The sequence below is a fragment of the Candidatus Phycosocius bacilliformis genome (assembly GCF_003112735.1).
GTDB classification, from domain to species: Bacteria; Pseudomonadota; Alphaproteobacteria; order Caulobacterales; family Aquidulcibacteraceae; genus Aquidulcibacter; species Aquidulcibacter bacilliformis.
Window position 1 is genome coordinate 332778 of the sequence record NZ_BFBR01000001.1, and the last position, 18302, is coordinate 351079.

17 protein-coding genes are annotated in these 18302 nt (G+C 57.9%); 9 read left to right on the forward strand and 8 right to left on the reverse strand.

Features of this window, described 5'->3' with window-relative positions; all coding sequences use genetic code 11:
- Positions 1 to 22 precede the first annotated feature (22 nt).
- The gene (htpX, locus tag PbB2_RS01675) at positions 23 to 976 is read right to left on the reverse strand and encodes a zinc metalloprotease HtpX (RefSeq protein WP_108983544.1); all 954 of its coding nucleotides are present in this window, start codon (positions 974 to 976) and stop codon (positions 23 to 25) included.
- A 46-nt stretch (positions 977 to 1022) separates the two neighbouring features.
- On the opposite strand from htpX, the gene PbB2_RS01680 reads away from it, so the two are divergent.
- Complete coding sequence (locus PbB2_RS01680; RefSeq protein ID WP_108983545.1) at positions 1023 to 1247, forward strand: DUF1674 domain-containing protein; 225 nt, start codon at positions 1023 to 1025, stop codon at positions 1245 to 1247.
- A 109-nt stretch (positions 1248 to 1356) separates the two neighbouring features.
- Entirely contained in the window at positions 1357 to 1914 is a 558-nt protein-coding gene (locus tag PbB2_RS01685) for a hypothetical protein (RefSeq protein ID WP_108983546.1), read from the forward strand.
- Positions 1915 to 1933: 19 nt separating this feature from the next.
- On the opposite strand, the gene PbB2_RS01690 is transcribed toward PbB2_RS01685, so the two are convergent.
- Complete coding sequence (locus PbB2_RS01690) at positions 1934 to 2734, reverse strand: SDR family NAD(P)-dependent oxidoreductase (RefSeq protein ID WP_108983547.1); 801 nt, start codon at positions 2732 to 2734, stop codon at positions 1934 to 1936.
- A 217-nt stretch (positions 2735 to 2951) separates the two neighbouring features.
- Between PbB2_RS01690 and PbB2_RS01695 the strand changes: the two genes are divergently transcribed.
- The 3 genes from PbB2_RS01695 to PbB2_RS01705 all read left to right on the forward strand — a co-directional run bounded on the left by PbB2_RS01695 (position 2952) and on the right by PbB2_RS01705 (position 6774).
- Positions 2952 to 4916: a potassium transporter Kup gene (locus tag PbB2_RS01695; RefSeq protein WP_108983548.1), complete on the forward strand. Its 1965-nt coding sequence runs from the start codon at positions 2952 to 2954 to the stop codon at positions 4914 to 4916.
- 41 nt (positions 4917 to 4957) lie between these two features.
- A complete protein-coding gene (locus PbB2_RS01700; RefSeq protein WP_133245676.1) occupies positions 4958 to 5350 on the forward strand; it encodes a hypothetical protein in 393 nt (130 codons plus the stop codon).
- Between the two features lie 173 nt (positions 5351 to 5523).
- The gene (locus tag PbB2_RS01705; RefSeq protein WP_108983550.1) at positions 5524 to 6774 is read left to right on the forward strand and encodes an argininosuccinate synthase; all 1251 of its coding nucleotides are present in this window, start codon (positions 5524 to 5526) and stop codon (positions 6772 to 6774) included.
- 10 nt (positions 6775 to 6784) lie between these two features.
- On the opposite strand, the gene holA is transcribed toward PbB2_RS01705, so the two are convergent.
- From holA to PbB2_RS01725, 4 genes are all read right to left on the reverse strand, one after another.
- Complete coding sequence (gene holA, locus PbB2_RS01710) at positions 6785 to 7825, reverse strand: DNA polymerase III subunit delta (RefSeq protein ID WP_108983551.1); 1041 nt, start codon at positions 7823 to 7825, stop codon at positions 6785 to 6787.
- Positions 7822 to 8307 carry an LPS assembly lipoprotein LptE gene (gene lptE, locus PbB2_RS01715; RefSeq protein ID WP_108983552.1) on the reverse strand — a complete coding sequence of 162 codons (486 nt, stop codon included), beginning with the start codon at positions 8305 to 8307 and terminating at the stop codon, positions 7822 to 7824. The genes holA and lptE overlap by 4 nt, the downstream gene beginning before the upstream one ends.
- 13 nt (positions 8308 to 8320) lie before the next feature.
- Positions 8321 to 10912 (reverse strand): leucine--tRNA ligase, encoded by a 2592-nt coding sequence (gene leuS, locus PbB2_RS01720; RefSeq protein WP_108983553.1) that lies wholly within the window; start codon positions 10910 to 10912, stop codon positions 8321 to 8323.
- A gap of 178 nt (positions 10913 to 11090) precedes the next feature.
- Positions 11091 to 11603: a DUF3576 domain-containing protein gene (locus PbB2_RS01725; RefSeq protein ID WP_238164800.1), complete on the reverse strand. Its 513-nt coding sequence runs from the start codon at positions 11601 to 11603 to the stop codon at positions 11091 to 11093.
- 217 nt (positions 11604 to 11820) lie between these two features.
- Here PbB2_RS01725 and PbB2_RS01730 point away from each other — a divergent pair, with 217 nt between their 5' ends.
- On the forward strand, positions 11821 to 12354 hold the full coding sequence (locus PbB2_RS01730; RefSeq protein ID WP_133245677.1) for an NtrZ family periplasmic regulatory protein: 534 nt from the start codon (positions 11821 to 11823) through the stop codon (positions 12352 to 12354).
- Between the two features lie 5 nt (positions 12355 to 12359).
- Here the strand turns inward: PbB2_RS01730 and PbB2_RS01735 are convergent, their stop codons facing one another.
- A complete protein-coding gene (locus tag PbB2_RS01735) occupies positions 12360 to 12938 on the reverse strand; it encodes a thiamine phosphate synthase (protein ID WP_192576107.1) in 579 nt (192 codons plus the stop codon).
- A 4-nt stretch (positions 12939 to 12942) separates the two neighbouring features.
- Between PbB2_RS01735 and PbB2_RS01740 the strand changes: the two genes are divergently transcribed.
- The 3 genes from PbB2_RS01740 (at position 12943) to PbB2_RS01750 (ending at position 16219) form a co-directional block, all read left to right on the forward strand.
- A complete protein-coding gene (locus PbB2_RS01740) occupies positions 12943 to 13605 on the forward strand; it encodes a YggS family pyridoxal phosphate-dependent enzyme (protein WP_478210020.1) in 663 nt (220 codons plus the stop codon).
- A gap of 65 nt (positions 13606 to 13670) precedes the next feature.
- On the forward strand, positions 13671 to 15071 hold the full coding sequence (locus PbB2_RS01745) for a DUF1800 domain-containing protein (RefSeq protein ID WP_108983556.1): 1401 nt from the start codon (positions 13671 to 13673) through the stop codon (positions 15069 to 15071).
- A complete protein-coding gene (locus tag PbB2_RS01750) occupies positions 15068 to 16219 on the forward strand; it encodes a DUF1501 domain-containing protein (protein ID WP_108983557.1) in 1152 nt (383 codons plus the stop codon). Before PbB2_RS01745 ends, PbB2_RS01750 begins: the two co-directional genes overlap by 4 nt.
- A 93-nt stretch (positions 16220 to 16312) precedes the next feature.
- Here the strand turns inward: PbB2_RS01750 and PbB2_RS01755 are convergent, their stop codons facing one another.
- Positions 16313 to 18301: a S9 family peptidase gene (locus PbB2_RS01755; RefSeq protein ID WP_238164801.1), complete on the reverse strand. Its 1989-nt coding sequence runs from the start codon at positions 18299 to 18301 to the stop codon at positions 16313 to 16315.
- Between the last annotated feature and the right edge of the window lies 1 nt (position 18302).

Sequence of the window (18302 nt, forward strand, 5' to 3'; positions counted from 1 at the left end):
ACCGCAGCACCTAAGGTGTCAATCAACCCCAAGGGCCCTTGCGGCGTCCCCACGGCCCAGCACGACCTTGAGGAGCCTGATTCTCATCAGGCGCAGCTTGGGCTGTGGCCGCCAAGCCATGAGGTCTTGCCCCGGCAGCGACCATGGCGCGCAATTGGGCCACGCGGTTTTCGGTTGCCGGATGTGTTGAGAACAACTTGTCGCGCAACCCACCCGCTAAGGGATTAATGATAAACATATGGGCGGTAGCAAGATTGCGTTCGGCATCCTCATTGTGAACTTGACGTGCGCCAGATTGGATTTTCTGCAAAGCCGAGGCGAGCCATTGCGGATCGCCCGCAATCTCGGCTCCCAACCGATCCGCTTCATATTCGCGTGAGCGGCTGATGGCCATTTGCACGACGGCAGCTGCCATCGGGGCAAAAAGCATCATGGCAATTAGCGCAATCGGATTTGGCCGTTCCCGGTCACCACCAAAGAACATTGCAAAATTAGCCAGCATGCCGATGGCCCCAGCCAATGTGGCCGCCACGGTCATGGTCAATGTGTCATGGCTTTTAACGTGCGCGAGTTCATGCGCCATCACGCCAGCAATCTCTTGGCGGTTCAACAAGGACAAAAGGCCAGTTGTCGCAGCAACCGCCGCGTTTTCGGGATTGCGTCCGGTTGCAAAGGCATTGGGCTGAGGATTCTGGATCACATAAATGCGCGGGCGCGGCATATTGGCCTTTTGCGCCATCGCCAGCACATCCTGCGCATAGGTTGCAATCAGTGGATCGCGATGATCGGGCCCGACTTCGACTGCCCGATAGGCGCTCAACACCATTTTGTCAGAATTCCAATAAGAGAACACATTCATCCCGGCGGCCACAACAAAGGCAATCGCCATGCCCGACGTGCCGCCAATCAAAAAGCCGATCCCCATGAACAAAGCGGTCATGGCTGCCAGCAGCATGAAGGTCTTGGTGGTGTTCATTGCAAACTCGACTCCTGTCCGTGCACGCCTATATGTAATCAACATTATGCGCGAAAAAAGCACACCTGCCACGCCAAACGCTTCACCACTGCGTGAGAGCCACGATTTTGACTTAACCACGCCGGCTGGCCGGGCTTTGGCTGAAGCGGCACAAAGACGGGCTGAATCTGTTAAGGCAGCCGAGGCAGCACGGGAGGTAAATGGACCCAGTGGGGCAGAGCCAACCCGGTTTGGTGACTGGGAACGCAAGGGAATCGCGTATGATTTTTGACGATTTCCCCCCTCACGGGCACCGACTTGATGGCTTGGTCGAGCTCCGTTAACCTTTTCTCAGACAGGAAAGACCGCACATCAGGTGTCGGCGAAAAACGGGGGTCAGAATGACCAGACTTGTGGGGATCGTTTCGCTTTTGGCCTTGATGGCCGCTACGCCGGTTTTTGCTGGTGAGATGACGGGTAAGCCAGAGGCGCAGCCTGTTCAGCCTCAATCTGCCCCCGTGTTCATCCAGTCTGGGCCAGCAACATCTGGCACTTTGCAGCAAGCCGGGCAGTCAGGCCAAACGGTCACCATCACATGTTTGGGCCATCAACCAGGTGGTCCGATGACCTGCACGCATCAGAACAATGCCGACCAGGTGGATGTTCGACGATTGGCCGCTGCCGGCATTATCCTGCCCCCATCGGGAGACAGAGGCTTTGTGTCTGTTGCCTGCTGCCAATCAGGTGATGTGCAATTGCCGACCAGCTTCTTTATGGGAGCGATCAATAATGGTGTTGGGTATAATACGCAGACCAGCTACACATATGGTGCTGGTGGATATGCGTTTGTTGGTGGCGGCACCCGCTTTTCCGGCGTGCGCGAACGCAGCCCAACTCCCTTGGTCCCGCCTAATCGACCGCACCGCCCGCCACCGCCCAAACCCTGTGGCTGTCACTGACAATTCGGTGAGTAAGGCCTCAGTCGGCGCGGCGGAATTTACGGGTCTGGGACGACATCAGACGCAAGGCCAACGTATCGGGCAGGAGTTTGCAGAGAGCGGCGATCGTCTTATTGACCCCGCCTGTGACAACCACAGCCTGATTGGCTTCTAGGGCGTCATAGCCGATCTGGGCGACTGTCTTGGCATCTTGCCAAAGCCATGACGGCATGGAGGCCATCTGGTCACGCATGCCATTGACATCATGGAATTCCGAATATGTGAAACCTGGACATAAGGCACTGACGTGAACGCCGGTTTCAGCATTTTCCTGATTGAGCGCCTGACTGAAGCGCACCAGAAACGCCTTTGCAGCCCCATAAAGTGTGGCACCTGCCGTTGGCGGGACATGACCGGCAAGCGAAGCAACATTCATGATCCGTCCGAACCGTCGGGTTTGCATACCCGGCAGGACGCGATGGGTCAGCTCTAACGGGGCCTCGACCAAAACTTGCATGAAAGCAGCATGATCGGCCCAGCTCGAGCTCAAATAATTGCCTTGCAACCCATAGCCAGCATTATTGATCAAGGCATCGACAGGCCTGCCAGCTTCTTCCAGCGTGCGGATGATCATTTCTGGCGCGGACCGATCGGCCAAGTCTGCCGCGATTGTTATGCTTTCTGCACCCCAGGTTTGCTTGAGTTCAGCGGCAAAGGCTTCCAGGCGATCAGCGCGGCGGGCGGTCAGCGCGAGGTCATAGCCGCGCTCGGCATAAATGCGGGCGATAGCTTGGCCGATACCGGCAGACGCTCCTGTAACCAAGCAAAGTCGACGTGCCATCGGGGTGCTCCTCGGATCATAGTCGTGATGTCCGGCACAGATAGCTGTGGCCGATGCGCCCGTCCAGACCGGGTCATGCCCATCACAAGCACGTGGAGGAGGCCCTCTCATTGTGCTTAGCCATTGAAGCCGCCCCATAAAAGGCGTATTGCCCGCCCCCTACAAGCGTATACAGGCAGCTGCCGGCCACGCCGTGAGCTGCGTTCGGGGAGCCAAGATGGCATCGCCTACACAAGTGTCAGCGGACGAGGAGCCTTCCAAGGGCTTTACCGATCCAGCCAGTGGCGCCCCCGGCGGCAGCCATGGTCATGGTGAAAATTCCGCCCGCGGTTTCTTCCTTCTAGCTTTGGGCTCGGTTGGTGTCGTCTTCGGCGACATCGGAACCAGTCCATTTTATGCCATGCGCGAGGCTTTGGCCCACGCCAAAGGATCGGGCAATCTCGAAACCGCAGTCTTGGGTGTGGTGTCACTGGTTCTGTGGGCCTTGTTCCTGATTGTGACGCTAAAATATGTCGTCTTCCTGATGCGGGCCGACAATAAGGGCGAAGGCGGGACCTTGGCGCTGATGGCCCTGGCCCAGCGCGCCTTAGGCCGTAAGTCACCATGGGTGTTTTTCTGCGGCGTCATGGGGGCGGCCTTTTTCTACGGTGACGGCATCATTACCCCGGCAATTTCGGTCTTGGGCGCGATTGAAGGCCTGAAAATCGCCCCCGGTGTCGGTAATTTCTTCACGCCCTATATTCTGCCGATCTCCGCAGCGATCCTGATCGGTCTGTTCCTCGTCCAGTCTAAAGGCACCCACAAAATTGCCGCGTGGTTTGGCCCTATCACCGCGATTTGGTTTTTGACGCTGGCTGGCCTCGGGATCTATCACATCGCGGACGATCCTCGCGTCTGGCTTGCCTTTAATCCAATCTATGCGCTTCGCTTTTTGATGGAAAATGGCCTTGTCGCCTTGGTCATTCTGGGGTCGATCTTTCTGGCCGTAACTGGGGCCGAAGCCCTTTATGCCGACATGGGCCATTTCGGGCGGAACCCTATCAGGGCGGCTTGGTTCTTCCTTGTTTTTCCAGCACTCGCGCTCAATTATCTGGGTCAAGGCGCCTTCGTCTTGGCCAATCCAGCTGCCAAGGCAGACCCATTCTGGATGATGGTTCCCGAGGCTGCCTTCTGGCCCGTCATCATTCTGGCAACCATGGCTGCCGTAATTGCCAGCCAAGCTGTCATCACGGGTGCCTTCTCCATGACCCAGCAAGCCGTTCAATTGGGCCTGCTGCCGCGCATGCAGATCCGCCGCACGAGCGAGACACAGGCTGGGCAAATCTACGTACCCCAGGTCAACACCTATTTGATGATTGGTGTGCTGGTGCTGCTATTCACTTTCCAATCCTCCGCCAATCTGACCTCGGCCTATGGCATTGCGATCACTGGGGCCATGTTCATGGACACGTTGCTGGCGGTGCCCGTGGTGACCCGCTTGTGGAAATGGAATGGTCTTCAAGCAGGCCTGCTGTTGTTGCCGATTGCAGCCCTCGACATCGTATTCCTGGGCTCGCAAATGCTCAAAATTCCGCACGGGGCCTGGTTCCCGCTGGTTCTGGGCGCGGGCATCGTGGTGGTGATGTGGACTTGGCAGGAAGGCAGTCAAATTCTCTCCGAAAAGACCCGGCGAGATTCCATCCCCTTGCGCGATCTCTTGAAAACACTGATGGCGCACCCGCCCCATCGTGTGCCCGGCACAGCCATCTTCCTGACCAGCGATCCCGACCTCGCGCCGGTTGCTTTGATGCACAACCTCAAGCACAACAAAGTGCTGCATGAAAAAATCGCGATTTTGAGTGTGCGGACAGCTGAAACCCCGCGTGTGGCAGATTCAGACCGGATCGAGATTGAGGAAATCATTCCCGATGTCCGCATTGTCATCGTCAATTATGGCTTCATGGAAAGCCCCAACATACCCAAGGCGCTGACTATGTGCCGTAAACAGGGACTGAAGTTCGACATCATGTCGACCAGTTTCTTCCTCGGCCACCGAACCATCGTGGCGTCGAGCACCTCGGGCATGCCCTTGTGGCAGGATCATCTGTATATTTTCCTGTCCAAGAACGCGACCAATGCGACGGACTTTTTCCACATCCCGTCCGGTCGCGTGGTCGAATTGGGCACGCAAGTGGTGGTTTAGGCAGACCACAGACCTATCCAAACAGACAGGATAGTGGTGTAGTGGCGACGGTGAACCCGCTCGACCTATCTCATTTCCTGTTGTGGACCGGCGACCTTTGCTTTGTGGCAGGCTTGGTGTTGATGTCGCTCATCTCAGCCACTGCGGCTGTCAGGATCGACCCGGATGCGCGGGTCCCCATGCAATTTGGCCCGCACGGCAAGCCTACTTGGCTGGCTTCCCGAAGGCTAGCCTTGCTGTTTGCCCCTAGTTGCGCGGCTGTCTCCGGCCTACTTTTGACCTATTTGGCCCATCGTGGCCCCGATGAAGCGGTCACGCAGGCAGCCCAGTCGCTGGCTTTGGTCCGTGCCTTGATGGCCTTCATCTTTGTCGTCGTCCACATGCTACATCTGGCCTTTGCGCTGAAATGGCTCAACAGAGACACCCATCGCTGAGACTGGCCGCTTGATCTCACCGCTGTGATTGCCTAGGGTCTCAGTGAATTTATCGGGACCGCATGTCTGCGATAAAAAGACGTCGAATCAAATGTCTAGATATGCATAGGGTTCATGTGAACCCACAGCCTTCTAGCAGCACGCCCCATATTCTCAGCCTTGGAACCAAGACTATGACCACTCCTCGCGCCGTTAAAAAAGTTGTCCTTGCCTATTCAGGCGGGTTGGATACCTCCATCATTCTCAAATGGCTGCAAGAGACCTATGGCTGCGAGGTCGTGACCTTCACCGCAGACTTGGGCCAAGGCGAGGAATTGGGGCCGGCACGCGCCAAAGCGTTGGCGGCCGGGGTCAAGCCTGAGAACATCTTCATTGATGACTTGCGCGACGAATTTGTGCGTGAGTACGTGTTTCCAATGTTCCGCGCCAATGCGCTTTATGAGGGTGTCTATCTGCTCGGGACATCCATTGCCCGACCCCTGATCGCCAAGCGACAAATCGAGATTGCCAATCTGGTTGGGGCCGATGCGGTCTGTCATGGTGCCACCGGCAAAGGCAATGATCAGGTCCGCTTTGAAGTATCTTATTACGCGCTCAAGCCCGATGTGACGGTGATCGCGCCATGGCGGGAGTGGAGTTTCCAAGGTCGCCCGGACCTCATCGCCTATGCCCGCAAACATGGGATCGAGATCGCCACAGGCAAGGAGCAGGAGGCCCCCTTCTCCATCGATGCCAATTTGCTGCACACCTCTTCTGAGGGCCTGGTGTTGGAAGACCCCAATGAGCCAGTACCCGACTTGGTTGCCAAACGGGCAGACCGCCGCACCATCACGCCGGAAGAAGCGCCCGACCAACCCACCTTCATCACAGTCGGCTTTGAACGCGGTGATGCAGTCTCAATTGATGGGCAGGCCTACGGGCCAGCAGCCCTGCTTGGGGAATTGAACCGGATCGGCGCAGCCAATGGCGTTGGAGGCCTCGATCTGGTTGAGAACCGCTTTGTCGGCATGAAGTCGCGCGGCTATTATGAGACCCCGGGCGGGACCATTCTCTGGCATGCCCACCGCGCGATCGAGAGTATCACACTCGACCGTGGGGCCATGCATCTCAAAGATGAATTGATGCCGCGCTATGCGGCGCTGATCTATAATGGCATGTGGTTCACGCCTGAGCGCAAAATGCTGCAAGCCGCCATTGATGCGAGCCAGGATGATGTAACCGGAGAAGTCCGGCTGAAAATCTACAAGGGCGGGGTCTATGTACAAGGCCGCTCGAGCCCCTATTCGCTCTACAATAAAGAATTGATCAGTTTCGATGCCGCCGGCGGCTATAATCAAAAAGATGCCGAAGGCTTCATCAAATTGAATGCGTTGCGCCTACGGATAGCCGCATGGCGGGACCAGCGGCTGGGCAAGAACGACTAAGTGGTGAGGTTCAGCGCCGAGCCATGCGCTCGGCGCGTCGCGCAATTCGGATCAGAAGTTGCTCGACAAGGGCCGTATCTGGGGCTCCTGCGCGTTTTACTTGGCCGTCTGTATCCAGAAGCGCGCTCAAGGCATCTTCCAGGGCAGCACGACTCCAAAGTCCAGCCTGCCGCGCGACGTCGGCTTGGCGCTTCCAAAACACGCCTAGCCTTGGATTTTTGAGGATTTCGGCGGCCTGTCCCCCGGCCTCAACTCCCGCGCGGACCTGTAACAAGAGACGGATGCGGCGCCCGATGCCATTGAGCACCAGCACGGCGTTTGCCCCGCCGGCAAAGGCCTGGTCCAGCCTGATGGCCATCAGCGCGGACTGACCCGAAAACGCCGCATCAATGGCTTCATCCAGTCCTGCCTCACGCCCGCCTGAACCCACCGCCTCAACCGCTGCAAGATCAATGACCCCGTCACGCCCGGCATAGACAGCAAGCTTCTGCACCTCTGCGGCCACAGAATCTGTGTCTTGCGCAACGGCCTCGAGCAGCGCGGAAAGCGCATCTGGATCAATGCTGACACCGGCCGCCTTGGCTTCGGCACGCGCGACACCCAACAAATCATCCCGCGTCGGCTCATAGAGCTGCAATGACCAAGCGTTGGGCGAGTCCTCAAACAATTTGCGTGACTTCGAGCTTCGGCCAATATCACCGACATCAAGCAGCAAAAGACCTTGGGGCTGCGGTCCACCCTTATCGGCCCGATCCAGCAAGCTCGTCAGCATGTTGGCGTCCTTCTCGCCGCTGACGCGGACATGGGCGATGGCAGCCCCGCCAAATAGGGACGCACTCGAGATAGCATCCTCAACGCCGGCAGGATTCGCCTTGATGTCATCTTCTGAGAAGCGCTTAAACTCGAGCTCAGGGTTCTGGACCTGATGGCGCGCCGCGATGGCTTCGGCCAGTCGCCGCAATTGGCCTGCATCCGGCCCCGATAACATGACAAAGCGGGGTGACAGATCCTTCTGGGCTGCTTTGATGGCGGCAACCCCTGTCAGCTTCATCGGGCCGCCCGCACTTGACGTTGCAGATCAAGCCAGATCCGATCAGCGACTTGTGTCGCCAAACGCTCCTCCGCATCTGCCTGGAGGGCAACATCACCATAAGCCTGATCGAGGCTTTCATAGGCAACATTTGTCGTCAAACTGCCACGCACCGGCGGCAAAGGTGGTGCCGCGGCCAATTCATAATTGACAGTCACGGTCAATTCAGTCCGGGTTGAAATACCGTCCGTGCCTTGTGCCGCGGGGCTGAAATCCCGCGTGAGCTTAACCGTCAGCAAACGCGGATCGGCTCCACGCTCTTCTTCAAGTGCGGCACGCCGGTTGAGCTCTTGGCGCAAATAATAGCCGATCCGTCCCTCAATCGGGGCGATGTTAACCGGACCAATGCCAGAACCCGATGTCCGATAGACGGGCTGGAAGCCGCAGCCGACCAACAACAGCGTCAGCGCGCTCACGGCGGCAATGGCAGCCTTTCTGGTCACAAGCCTGTCCTTCCTAAGCTGGGCGCGTCACAATATTGATGATGCGGTCTGGCACAATAATCAATTTAGCCACACTTCGCCCGGTCATGAAATGCACAGTTTCGGGCAGTGCCAAGGCTAGGGCCTCAAGCTCAGTCTGACTGGTGCCCTTGGCAACCTGCAACTCGCCGCGCTTCTTGCCGTCAATCTGAACCGGCAAAGTGATGCTGGCTTCTGCCAACAGGCTTGTATCGGCGACGGGCCACGCCGCCTCCGCCACAAAGCCGCTACCGCCCATCCGTACCCAAGCCTCTTCTGCCAAGTGCGGCGTAAAGGGCTGCAGGAGACGTGCCAAAATACCCAAAACTTCAGCACGTGCTTCGAGCATCATCGCGCTGTCATCGCTTTCAGCACGGCGCACATGGCCGACTAATTCATGCAGATGGGCGATTGCACTGTTGAAACGATACGTGTCGATTGCCAAACTAATCGCTGCCACTGCTTTATGGCCGGCACGGCGCAAATCAAGCGCTGCGCCGCTGGCTTGTTGAGCTACATGCAAAGGCCCCGGTGACGTTTCAGGCAGGCTATCAAAAGCCGCCCAAATCTTCTGCACAAAGCGCCACGACCCTTCCACCCCGGACTCTGACCATTCGACATCGCGCTCAGGCGGGGAGTCGGAGAGGACGAACAGCCGTGCAACATCGGCACCATAAGTGGCGATGATGTCTTCTGGATCCACCGTATTGCGCTTGGATTTTGACATCTTCTCGATCGGGCCAATGATAGCTGGCCGACCGGTGGCAATCTCCACCGCTGCACTGCCCGTCAACTCAATCTCGCTTGGGGCTAACCAGTGTCCGTCTTGCGACTTATAGGTCGCATGGGTCACCATGCCTTGGGTGAACAGACGGCTGAAAGGCTCTTCGGTCGGCTGATGACCAACGGCTTTCATGGCGCGGGCAAAGAAACGTGAATACAACAAATGCAGCACGGCATGCTCAACGCCACCAATATAGTGATCGACGGGGAGCCAATGCTTGACGGCGGCGATGTCTGTTGGCTGGTCCTCAGGTTGGCCGCAGAAGCGCGCCCAATACCAGGACGAGTCAACGAAGGTGTCGAGTGTGTCGGTCTCGCGCACGGCTGGACTGCCACAGCTCGGGCAGGCAACATGCTTCCAGCTGGGATGGTGGTCGAGCGGATTGCCCGGTTTGTCAAATGTCACATCGTCGGGCAAGGTGACCGGTAATTGATCCTCCGGCACGCCAACCGGCCCGCAATCGGGGCAATGAATGATGGGGATTGGGCAACCCCAATAGCGTTGACGGGAAATACCCCAGTCGCGCAGGCGGAAGTTCACCGTGCGGCTGCCTGCGCCCAATGCTTCCATCTTGTCCATGGCAGCAGCCTTGGCGGCCTCACTTGTTAGGCCATCAAGGAATCCAGAGTTGAATACACTTCCATGGCCTAGGAAGGGGCCATCTGCCAAAGTCACAGAGGCAGGGTCCGCACCCTCTGGCAAAATTACGGGCTTGATCGGCAAGCCGTACTTGCTGGCAAATTCATAGTCGCGCTGGTCATGAGCCGGGCAGGCAAAAATCGCCCCGGTGCCATATTCCATCAAGACAAAATTGGCGATCCACACGGGTAAGGTTTGAGAAGAATCAAAAGGATGCACCACACGCAAACCTGTATCGAAACCACGCTTTTCTTGGGTTTCGATGGCTTCTTCCGATGTCCCGGCCCGGCGGCATGACTCGCAAAAGGCAGCCAGCTCGGCATTGGATTCAGCCAGAGCCAGCGCAATCGGGTGGTCCACCGAAATTCCAGCAAATGAGGCCCCGAACAGCGTATCAGGCCGGGTTGTATAAACCTCCAAGGCTTGGCCGGTTGGCGATGGTGTGGCCGCATCAAACTGAAAGCTAAAGCGCAATCCTTCAGACCGGCCGATCCAATTGTGCTGCATGATACGGACTTTTTCGGGCCAACCAGTCAGCCCTTCCAGCGCCGAAACCAATTCCTCGCCATAGCGGGTGATCTGGAACATCCATTGCTCAAGGTAGCGCTGCTCGACCAATGCGCCTGAGCGCCAACCGCGGCCATCGACCACCTGTTCATTGGCCAGCACCGTGTTTTCAACCGGATCCCAATTGACCTTGCTCTTCTTCCGATAGACCAGCCCCGCCTTCAGGAAATCCAGAAACATCTTCTGTTGATGGCGGTAATAGGAGGGCTCACATGTGGCAAACTCCCGCGACCAGTCGATGGCGAAACCCAATTGCTGGAGTTGACCACGCATGGTCTCGATATTCTGGCGAGTCCAACTGCCAGGATGAGCCCCGCGTTCGCGTGCCGCATTTTCAGCTGGCAAACCAAAGGCATCCCAACCCATCGGATGCAGCACTTGATCACCTGCCGCACGACGACGCCGGGCAATCACATCACCCATGGCGTAATTGCGCACATGGCCAATATGGATGCGCCCGGACGGATAGGGAAACATCTCCAACACATAGCACTTGGCACGCGACGGGTCGGGGGGGCCTGCTTCGAACAATTTGGCGGCATCCCAGCGCGCGCGCTGGCGCGGTTCGGTTTCGCGGTGATTGTAGCGTGCAGCCATGACTGACCCTTATTGTCTCAAAACAAAATGTGCCTTTACCCGAAACCGGACGACGGCCTCAGCAACCTGCCTTTGCCCCAAAAGCAGTCCCGATGCCAAGCAGACAGAGACAGTTCACGCAGGCGGGATGCAGGCGGGATTCATCCAACCCATCCCCAAACGCGCGCGACTTGCTGGATTAGCGGGTTTCGAGCTGAGCGATCCGCAGCTGACGCGCACGAGTCAGGATCGCATTTTCAATCTGGATCGGCGTGTCTGGGTCCACTGTGGCATCCACCCACGCACCAGTCACATCCTTAGCCTGGCGGAAGACTTGTACCGACAGACCGTCGGCCCGAAGACGTGTGTCTAGAATATAGACTTGCACCTTAAAGCGCTCGTCCGGCTTTTCGGCCACAGCATGCCAATCTGTGACATAGGTGCCGCCGAATGGATCCGAATCAAGCAGCGGCATAAAGTTCAGCGTATCCAACGTGGCGCGCCACAAGAAAGCATTCACGCCGATCCCGGCTTCGCCAGTCGACTTGGCCGAGCGACCCGAAAATAGCCCTCGGCGCTCCTTCTTGGCCTGCGGCGCAGCCGCTGCGGCCGCTGCCTGATCCGTCGATGTCGTCTTGGCGCGGGTAGCACAGCCACCGAGCCCGGTTGTCATCACAAGTGCGAAGATGAGTGTTGGCGCGACGACGCGCATTGGCATGCTCCAGACTAGCTCCCCCGCCCGCCCCGGACGGAAAGCTGATGGTCTATAGCATGAACAGGTTCTTACGCTAGACTCCCAAGTGCGATCCAGTCAGCGAAATAATTTCGAGATTGAATGGTCCAGCGTTGCAGATTCATCACTATAGACGCGACTGAGTCAGTCATTTGCGACGTTGAAGCATAATCACAAGAATTTTGGATTGCTCTTGATGCAACAACGAAATAGTAAAGACTCTGATGCACCATTGGCGTTCGCGTGGTGGAATGAGGTGTTTGGCGTGGCCAAATTGCGTTTGATCCTGGCAGGCTGTGTTGCCGCACTCGTTTTGACGAGTGGTGGGCAGGCTGTCGCGCGCGACCAAAAAGCAGCTGCACCGATTGTTCCTGCACCGCAGACAGCCCAAGCGCCATGGTATGAACGTTTCACCTTTGGCTCAGAAGTCCGCGACGGGGCTAATTCGTGGGTGCCCCGCGGCGAAGTCAAAGCGGCCGTGAAAGTAGACCCCCGCAGTCGCTGGGGTGTGACCTTGGGTGTGCAGCAAGACCCTGTGACACCCTTCACGCCTCGCAATGGGCAGGCGTCGGGCCGCACGTCGGCGGGTGCTTTCTATCAAGTATCGCCCAAGTTCCGTGTTGGCGGGGAAGTGGTCGTACCGAACGAGCAATTGGGTGTATCCCAGAACCGCGACCGCTCGCAGCGGCGTGAGCCTGGCGTCAAAGTCGAATCAGCCTTCCGGTTCTGAACGATTCAGGGTGGTTTGAGCCCGCTAATCAAAGCAACACCTGCCAAGCCAGTTCGTGTAAGCCGAATGACTGTGCGCCCCGTGATTCCACCCAAGGCATAAAGCGCACAATCGGGAAACGCCCTTTGCAGAAGGGCAAGCCTGATCGGGCCCCGTGGACGTCCTGCACTGGGACTACGACTTGGGAAAGCCACAGATACGAGAATATGGGTGATTCCCTGCTGTCTTGCCTTGGCAATAGACAGACCGCGATGGGCAGAAGCGGTTTCAATCAAGCCCGCCATGGCTGAACGACAGCGCTTCTTGAGCCGCTTTTCAGGCCAATGCACACCGTCTAGGCTGGCCCGGCGACTGGCACGGGCACTGGTCGTTGCAAGGCGCAGAGGACCTTGCTTCACATAGCCATCGCGCCGACCAGGCACCGCACCATATGTCCGCTCAATCAATATGGCCCAAGGTGGGCAGTCAGCTAATTGACGCCCAAGGTCATAACCGCGCGCTTGATCGCTCAACACGATCAAGCGCGGCAAGCCTGAGCGGACAGGCTTCTCGAAGCGACGCAGGGCAGCTAAAAGCCTCGGCATGGACATAAGCCAACGCATTGCCGAAATCACAGGGCGGATCAAGCAGTCTGCTCAAGCCAGCGGTCGACCCGAGAATGCCGTCAGTCTGGTGGCGGTCTCAAAAGTTCAGCCTGAGGAACGGATTCAGGCTGCGCTGGATGCTGGCCAGCGCGTCTTTGGCGAAAACCGGGTGCAAGAAGCCCAAAACCGTTGGGCAGCGCGTCGCGCCAACTATCGTGACCTCTGCCTGCATCTGATCGGCCCGTTGCAGACCAATAAGGCCGAAGATGCCGTGGACCTGTTCGACGTCATCGAAACTGTCGATCGGCCCAAACTGGTTCAAGCCCTCGCCGCACTTGCGCGCGCGGGCCACAAGCTGCCACGCCTTTTGGTACAGGTTAATACTGGTGAAGAACCACAGAAGTCAGGGGTGATCCCCGGCGACCTACCTGCCCTGCTAGACCTTTGTACCCGCGAGGGTCTGACCATCGAGGGCCTTATGTGTATCCCTCCTGAACATGAAGAGCCTGCCTTGCACTTTGCATTATTGGCCAAACTCGCCAAGCGCCATCGACTTGGCGTTTTGTCGATGGGTATGAGCGGGGATTTTGAAACAGCCGTGCGGCTGGGTGCCACCCATGTGCGGGTAGGCTCAGCCCTGTTTGGTGACCGGGTGGCCCCAGCCTGAAACGCCAAAAGTATCACAGCGACGGAATTGCTTCAGCACCCCGTTTTAGTGGGTAAGGAGGCCAGATGATGGAGCTGGATGCAGTAATAGCGGCCAATCGATTTGGGCTGGGGGCAAGACCTGGAGAACTTGCCCTGATCGCGGCCAATCCCAGAGGCTGGCTTTTGAACCAAGTCGGCAACACTGCGGCCTGTCAGATCACAGCCGATGGCCTGATGTCAGGCACGCAGGCCTTTGAGGCGCTACAAGCCTATCTTCAAGCTCGCAATGCCCAGCAGCGTGGGGGCGATGCAGTTCGGTTTCAAGCCGACGAGCGCGGTCGTCTTGCCAATCTGGTCGGGCAAACCATTGGTCGCGACATTGAAGCAAGGATTCAACATGCGATCACAACACCGGCTTCATTCGGTGAGCGGTGGGTCCAATTCTGGTCCAATCACTTCACAGTGGCTGCTCGTAGTGCGCAGACCACACCCTTTCCTGGGACCTTTGAGCGCGAGGCTATCCGCCCCCATGTTTGGGGCCGGTTCGAGACGCTATTGATAGCCGCTGAAACCCATGTCGGGATGCTGATTTATCTCGATCAAGCCCAGTCGATTGGCCCAAATTCCCAAGCGGCCCAATCCGGAGCCGGGCAGCGCCGCCGGGCTGGCCTGAATGAAAACCTTGCCCGCGAAATCCTTGAATTGCACACACTCGGGGTCAATGGCGGGTATCAGCAAGCCGATGTCACCGAATTTGCCCGTGCTTTGACCGGCTGGACAATTGCCGGTCCGCGCGTGCGGCGTCTGGCAGGCAATGCACAGATCGGCGAGGTTGTTTTTGTGCCAGCCCTGCACGAGCCCGGCCCACGCCGGATTATGGGTCGCAGTTTTGCTGCATCTGGTAAAAATCAAGCTCTCGACATCTTGCGCTTTCTGGCCGGCCAGCCCGTCGTCGCCCGCCAAATTGCTACCAAACTCGCGCGCCATTTTGTGGCCGACGATCCACCTCAATCTCTCATCGCGCGCCTCGAAACCAATTTCTTGGCTACCCAAGGCGATTTGTCGGCACTGGCCAAAACCTTGATAAAAAGTCCGGAGGCATGGATGCCTGAAGCCGGAAAATTCAAAACACCCAATGACTTCTTGATCTCAACCATGCGCGCGGGAGGGGTCGCTTCGACCTCGACCCAAGCTCTGCGTGGCACGTTTGAACAACTAGGCCAAGCCCCTTGGCGGGCCCCCAGCCCCAAAGGCTGGCCTGATGTCGCCACCGAGTGGGCCGCCCCTGACGCCATCCTCAAACGCATCGATTGGTCAAATCTGGCAGCCGACGCATTGGGAGAAAGCACCCACCCAGTCCGCTTTGCCGAAGAAGCCCTTGGCCCGGCCTTGCGAGACACCACACGTACCGCCATTTCCCGCGCCCAAACCGCCCGTCAAGGGCTGGTTCTGGCGCTGATGAGCCCGGAGTTTCAACGCCGATGACCAATCGCCGCACTTTTCTGACTGCAGGCCTTTCAGGACTGACACTGGCCATGGCGGGCGCCCGCGCCAGCTTTGCCCAGGCCCCGGCAAACTCTGGCAAGTTCGTGTTCATAATCTTGCGCGGGGCGATGGATGGGCTGGCCGCCGTCGCCCCCTATGCCGATCCAGACTATCGCGCTTTACGCGGCAATCTCGCCTTGGCCGAACCCGGTTCACCAGACGGCTGTCTGCCCTTAACGGCAGGGTTTGGCCTTCATCCCAATCTGCAGACCTTGCATGGCTTGTGGCAAGAACGGCGTATGTCGTTTGTTCATGCAGCCGCCAGCCCATATCGCGAGCGCTCTCACTTTGATGCACAGGATATGCTCGAAGCTGGCACAGCTCAGGTGACCAGCGGCAGCACAGGCTGGCTTAATCGCGCCTTAGCGCTATTGCCTGCGTCGCCAGATGCTGAAGGTGTTGCCATCGGTCGAACCATCCCGCTGGTGTTGCGGGGGACTGGCAAGGCAACGTCTTGGGCACCTCCGCTTGCCCCGGAAAGCGATATGGATACGCTGATGCGACTCGGCGACCTCTATGCCGGGGATCCAATGTTGGCCACGGCGCTCGCGATGGCGATTGAGACCAACCAAATTGCCGATGGCGCGGAGGCAGGCATGAGCGGGCGCAACCGGGTTGGGGCCTATGCCTCTCTCGCCAGTGCCGCGGCGCGCATACTTTCAGCCCCTGGCGGACCTGCGGCCGCGGTCCTGTCATTTGAAGGTTGGGACACACATGCCAACCAGGGAGCCACCCGTGGACAATTGGCGACGAGGCTTGAAGCCTTGGACCAAGCCGTTGCAGCATTGCGGACTGGTCTCGGCCCTTTGTGGAGCCAAACCACCGTTGTTATCGCCACAGAGTTTGGGCGGACGGTTCGCGTCAATGGGACAGGCGGTACCGATCATGGCACGGGTGGGGCCGCCTTCTTATTGGGTGGGGCTGTCCAGGGAGGCTATATGATGGGAGACTGGCCAGGCCTCAACCGCCTCCACGAAGATCGCGACCTCATCCCGGCCAATGACGTGCGCACCGTGTTCGCTGCTGGCCTGGCCCATGCTTGGCGTTTAGATCAGGCCGTGGTGATGGCCGAGGTGTTTAACGCCTAGACGCGCCACCTAAGTTATTTCAGAGCGCCATCGACGAACGGGGATCTCAAAACGGGTAACATCGCAGGGTCCCCGGCCGTTGATTGCCCGATCCTATTTCGAGCCAAACACCTGCTGGAAGAACAGAGTTTCAGCTTCGCGTTGGGCATCGCGATTGCCCTTCTTGGCAAAGCCGTGGCCTTCGTCATTGGCCACCATATACCAGACTTGGCCACCATTAGCCCTTACACGGGCAACGATTTGATCGGCTTCAGACTTAGGTACGCGTGGATCATTGGCCCCTTGGATCACGAACAAGGGCTTGGTGATCTTGTGAGCATTGTTCAAAGGCGCGATCTTCTCATGGAAGGCGCGCATGGCTGGATCGCGCTCATCACCATATTCTACCCGGCGCAGATCGCGGCGATAGCCATTGGTGTTTTGCAAGAAAGTGGTGAAGTGCGAGATGCCGACGATATCAATGCCACCTGCCAGTCGATCATTGAAGTTGGTCATGCTGGCTAACACCATATAACCACCATATGAGCCGCCATAGACCACGACTTTGCGGTCATTGAGGTCGGGCTGGGTGGCGATCCAGTCGAGAAGCGCACCAATGTCCTTGACCGAATCTTCGCGCTTGAAACCATTGTCGAGATCAACATAGGTCTTACCGTAGCCGGTCGAGCCGCGGACATTGGGGAAGATCACGGCTGCACCTAACTCATTCACCCAATATTGCACCGTTGAGGAAAAGCCGGGACGCGACTGACCCTCAGGCCCGCCGTGGATGTTGATGATAACCGGGGCCTTATTGTCTGCGCTGGCTGATTTGGGCTTATAGATAAAGGCCGGAATCTGGCGTGGCTTGCCATCGACTTGATCAAAGGTCGGGTAATCAAAGAAGCTCGGCTCAACAAATGTGTCAGGGTTGAGCCCGCCAATCTCGCTCTGTGTCCAGCGTGTGAGCTTCCCGGTGGCGACCTCATAGGTGTAGGCGTCGCCCGGAGCCTTTGCTGTCGATAAGGTCATACCCAGTCGCTTGGATGCGGGATCCCAGCCTACGCCACCAATCGTCCCGACCGGCAAGGCCACCTGCCGAGGCTTGGCCCCCGGTGTGGTGGCTTGGAGATAAAGTTTCGATAAGCCATTTTCATTGGTGGTGTACGCAAGCGTCTTGCCATCGGGCGACAGATCGACGCCGTCGACATCCCAGGACATTACCGGCGAAACACGGGTCCGATTGCCAGTAGCCAGATCAATCTGGACCAAATAGGCAAATTCAGAGCCTTCATCTGTCAGGATATAGATGGATTTGCCGTCAGGTGCGAAAGCACCGCCATCATAAGACACTTTCAGGTCGGGCGTGATGGGGGTCAGGGTGCCGGTTGCCACATCCAACACCCACCGTTTGGAATAACTGACCGAAATGCTTTGACCCAACAAAATCGTCTTGCCGTCGTCGGACAGATCGGCAATGCCAAAACCGCCCTCGCCGCGATAGACCAAACGCCGGCTTGTTGGATCATCAGGATTGGCCACAACAATATCACGGACGGCGGTACCGTTACGGGTGACGGTCCAAGCAACCATTTTCCCGTCTTTGGTAAAGCGGATGCCGCTGTTTTGGGTTCCCGGCTCGGTAAAGGCCTTGGCCAGACCTGACTTCCGGTCAAACAAGTAGCCCTGAACGAATTCATCTCCGCCCTTATCCTTGCCGAAGACGAAACTACCCCCGGAGTTGGGGCGCACGCCGGCTCCACCGACGGGCTCGGCATAAAAGGTCAACTGGCTGCGCGCGCCCATCGGCATTTTCACCTCATGGATCTGCGGGACGTCGCCAAAACGGGTTGAAATCAGAATGCCGCCATCTGGCAAAAAGTCCTGAAACGTGGCCGCGCGCGTATTGGTATATTGGATCAACCGCTCACGAATGGCTTCTGGGGTCGCCGGGACGTTTTCCAGCACCAATTGGCCGACTGTGCGGGTCTCCACCCCGCTCGCCGACGCTGAGGCCGGGGCGGTTTGAGCAGTTGCAATCGACATCGCCATAGGCGAGACAGACAGGACGAGAGCCATCAAAAGGGCGCGGCTGGTTTTCATC

What these genes read in the sequence shown, in the direction of transcription:
- htpX (WP_108983544.1), bottom strand. Translation starts at nt 976, where the DNA reads ATGAACACCACCAAGACCTTCATGCTGCTGGCAGCCATGACCGCTTTG.
- PbB2_RS01680 (WP_108983545.1), top strand. Translation starts at nt 1,023, where the DNA reads ATGCGCGAAAAAAGCACACCTGCCACGCCAAACGCTTCACCACTGCGT.
- PbB2_RS01685 (WP_108983546.1), top strand. Translation starts at nt 1,357, where the DNA reads ATGACCAGACTTGTGGGGATCGTTTCGCTTTTGGCCTTGATGGCCGCT.
- PbB2_RS01690 (WP_108983547.1), bottom strand. Translation starts at nt 2,734, where the DNA reads ATGGCACGTCGACTTTGCTTGGTTACAGGAGCGTCTGCCGGTATCGGC.
- PbB2_RS01695 (WP_108983548.1), top strand. Translation starts at nt 2,952, where the DNA reads ATGGCATCGCCTACACAAGTGTCAGCGGACGAGGAGCCTTCCAAGGGC.
- PbB2_RS01705 (WP_108983550.1), top strand. Translation starts at nt 5,524, where the DNA reads ATGACCACTCCTCGCGCCGTTAAAAAAGTTGTCCTTGCCTATTCAGGC.
- holA (WP_108983551.1), bottom strand. Translation starts at nt 7,825, where the DNA reads ATGAAGCTGACAGGGGTTGCCGCCATCAAAGCAGCCCAGAAGGATCTG.
- leuS (WP_108983553.1), bottom strand. Translation starts at nt 10,912, where the DNA reads ATGGCTGCACGCTACAATCACCGCGAAACCGAACCGCGCCAGCGCGCG.
- PbB2_RS01725 (WP_238164800.1), bottom strand. Translation starts at nt 11,603, where the DNA reads ATGCGCGTCGTCGCGCCAACACTCATCTTCGCACTTGTGATGACAACC.
- PbB2_RS01730 (WP_133245677.1), top strand. Translation starts at nt 11,821, where the DNA reads ATGCAACAACGAAATAGTAAAGACTCTGATGCACCATTGGCGTTCGCG.
- PbB2_RS01735 (WP_192576107.1), bottom strand. Translation starts at nt 12,938, where the DNA reads ATGCCGAGGCTTTTAGCTGCCCTGCGTCGCTTCGAGAAGCCTGTCCGC.
- PbB2_RS01745 (WP_108983556.1), top strand. Translation starts at nt 13,671, where the DNA reads ATGATGGAGCTGGATGCAGTAATAGCGGCCAATCGATTTGGGCTGGGG.
- PbB2_RS01750 (WP_108983557.1), top strand. Translation starts at nt 15,068, where the DNA reads ATGACCAATCGCCGCACTTTTCTGACTGCAGGCCTTTCAGGACTGACA.
- PbB2_RS01755 (WP_238164801.1), bottom strand. Translation starts at nt 18,301, where the DNA reads ATGAAAACCAGCCGCGCCCTTTTGATGGCTCTCGTCCTGTCTGTCTCG.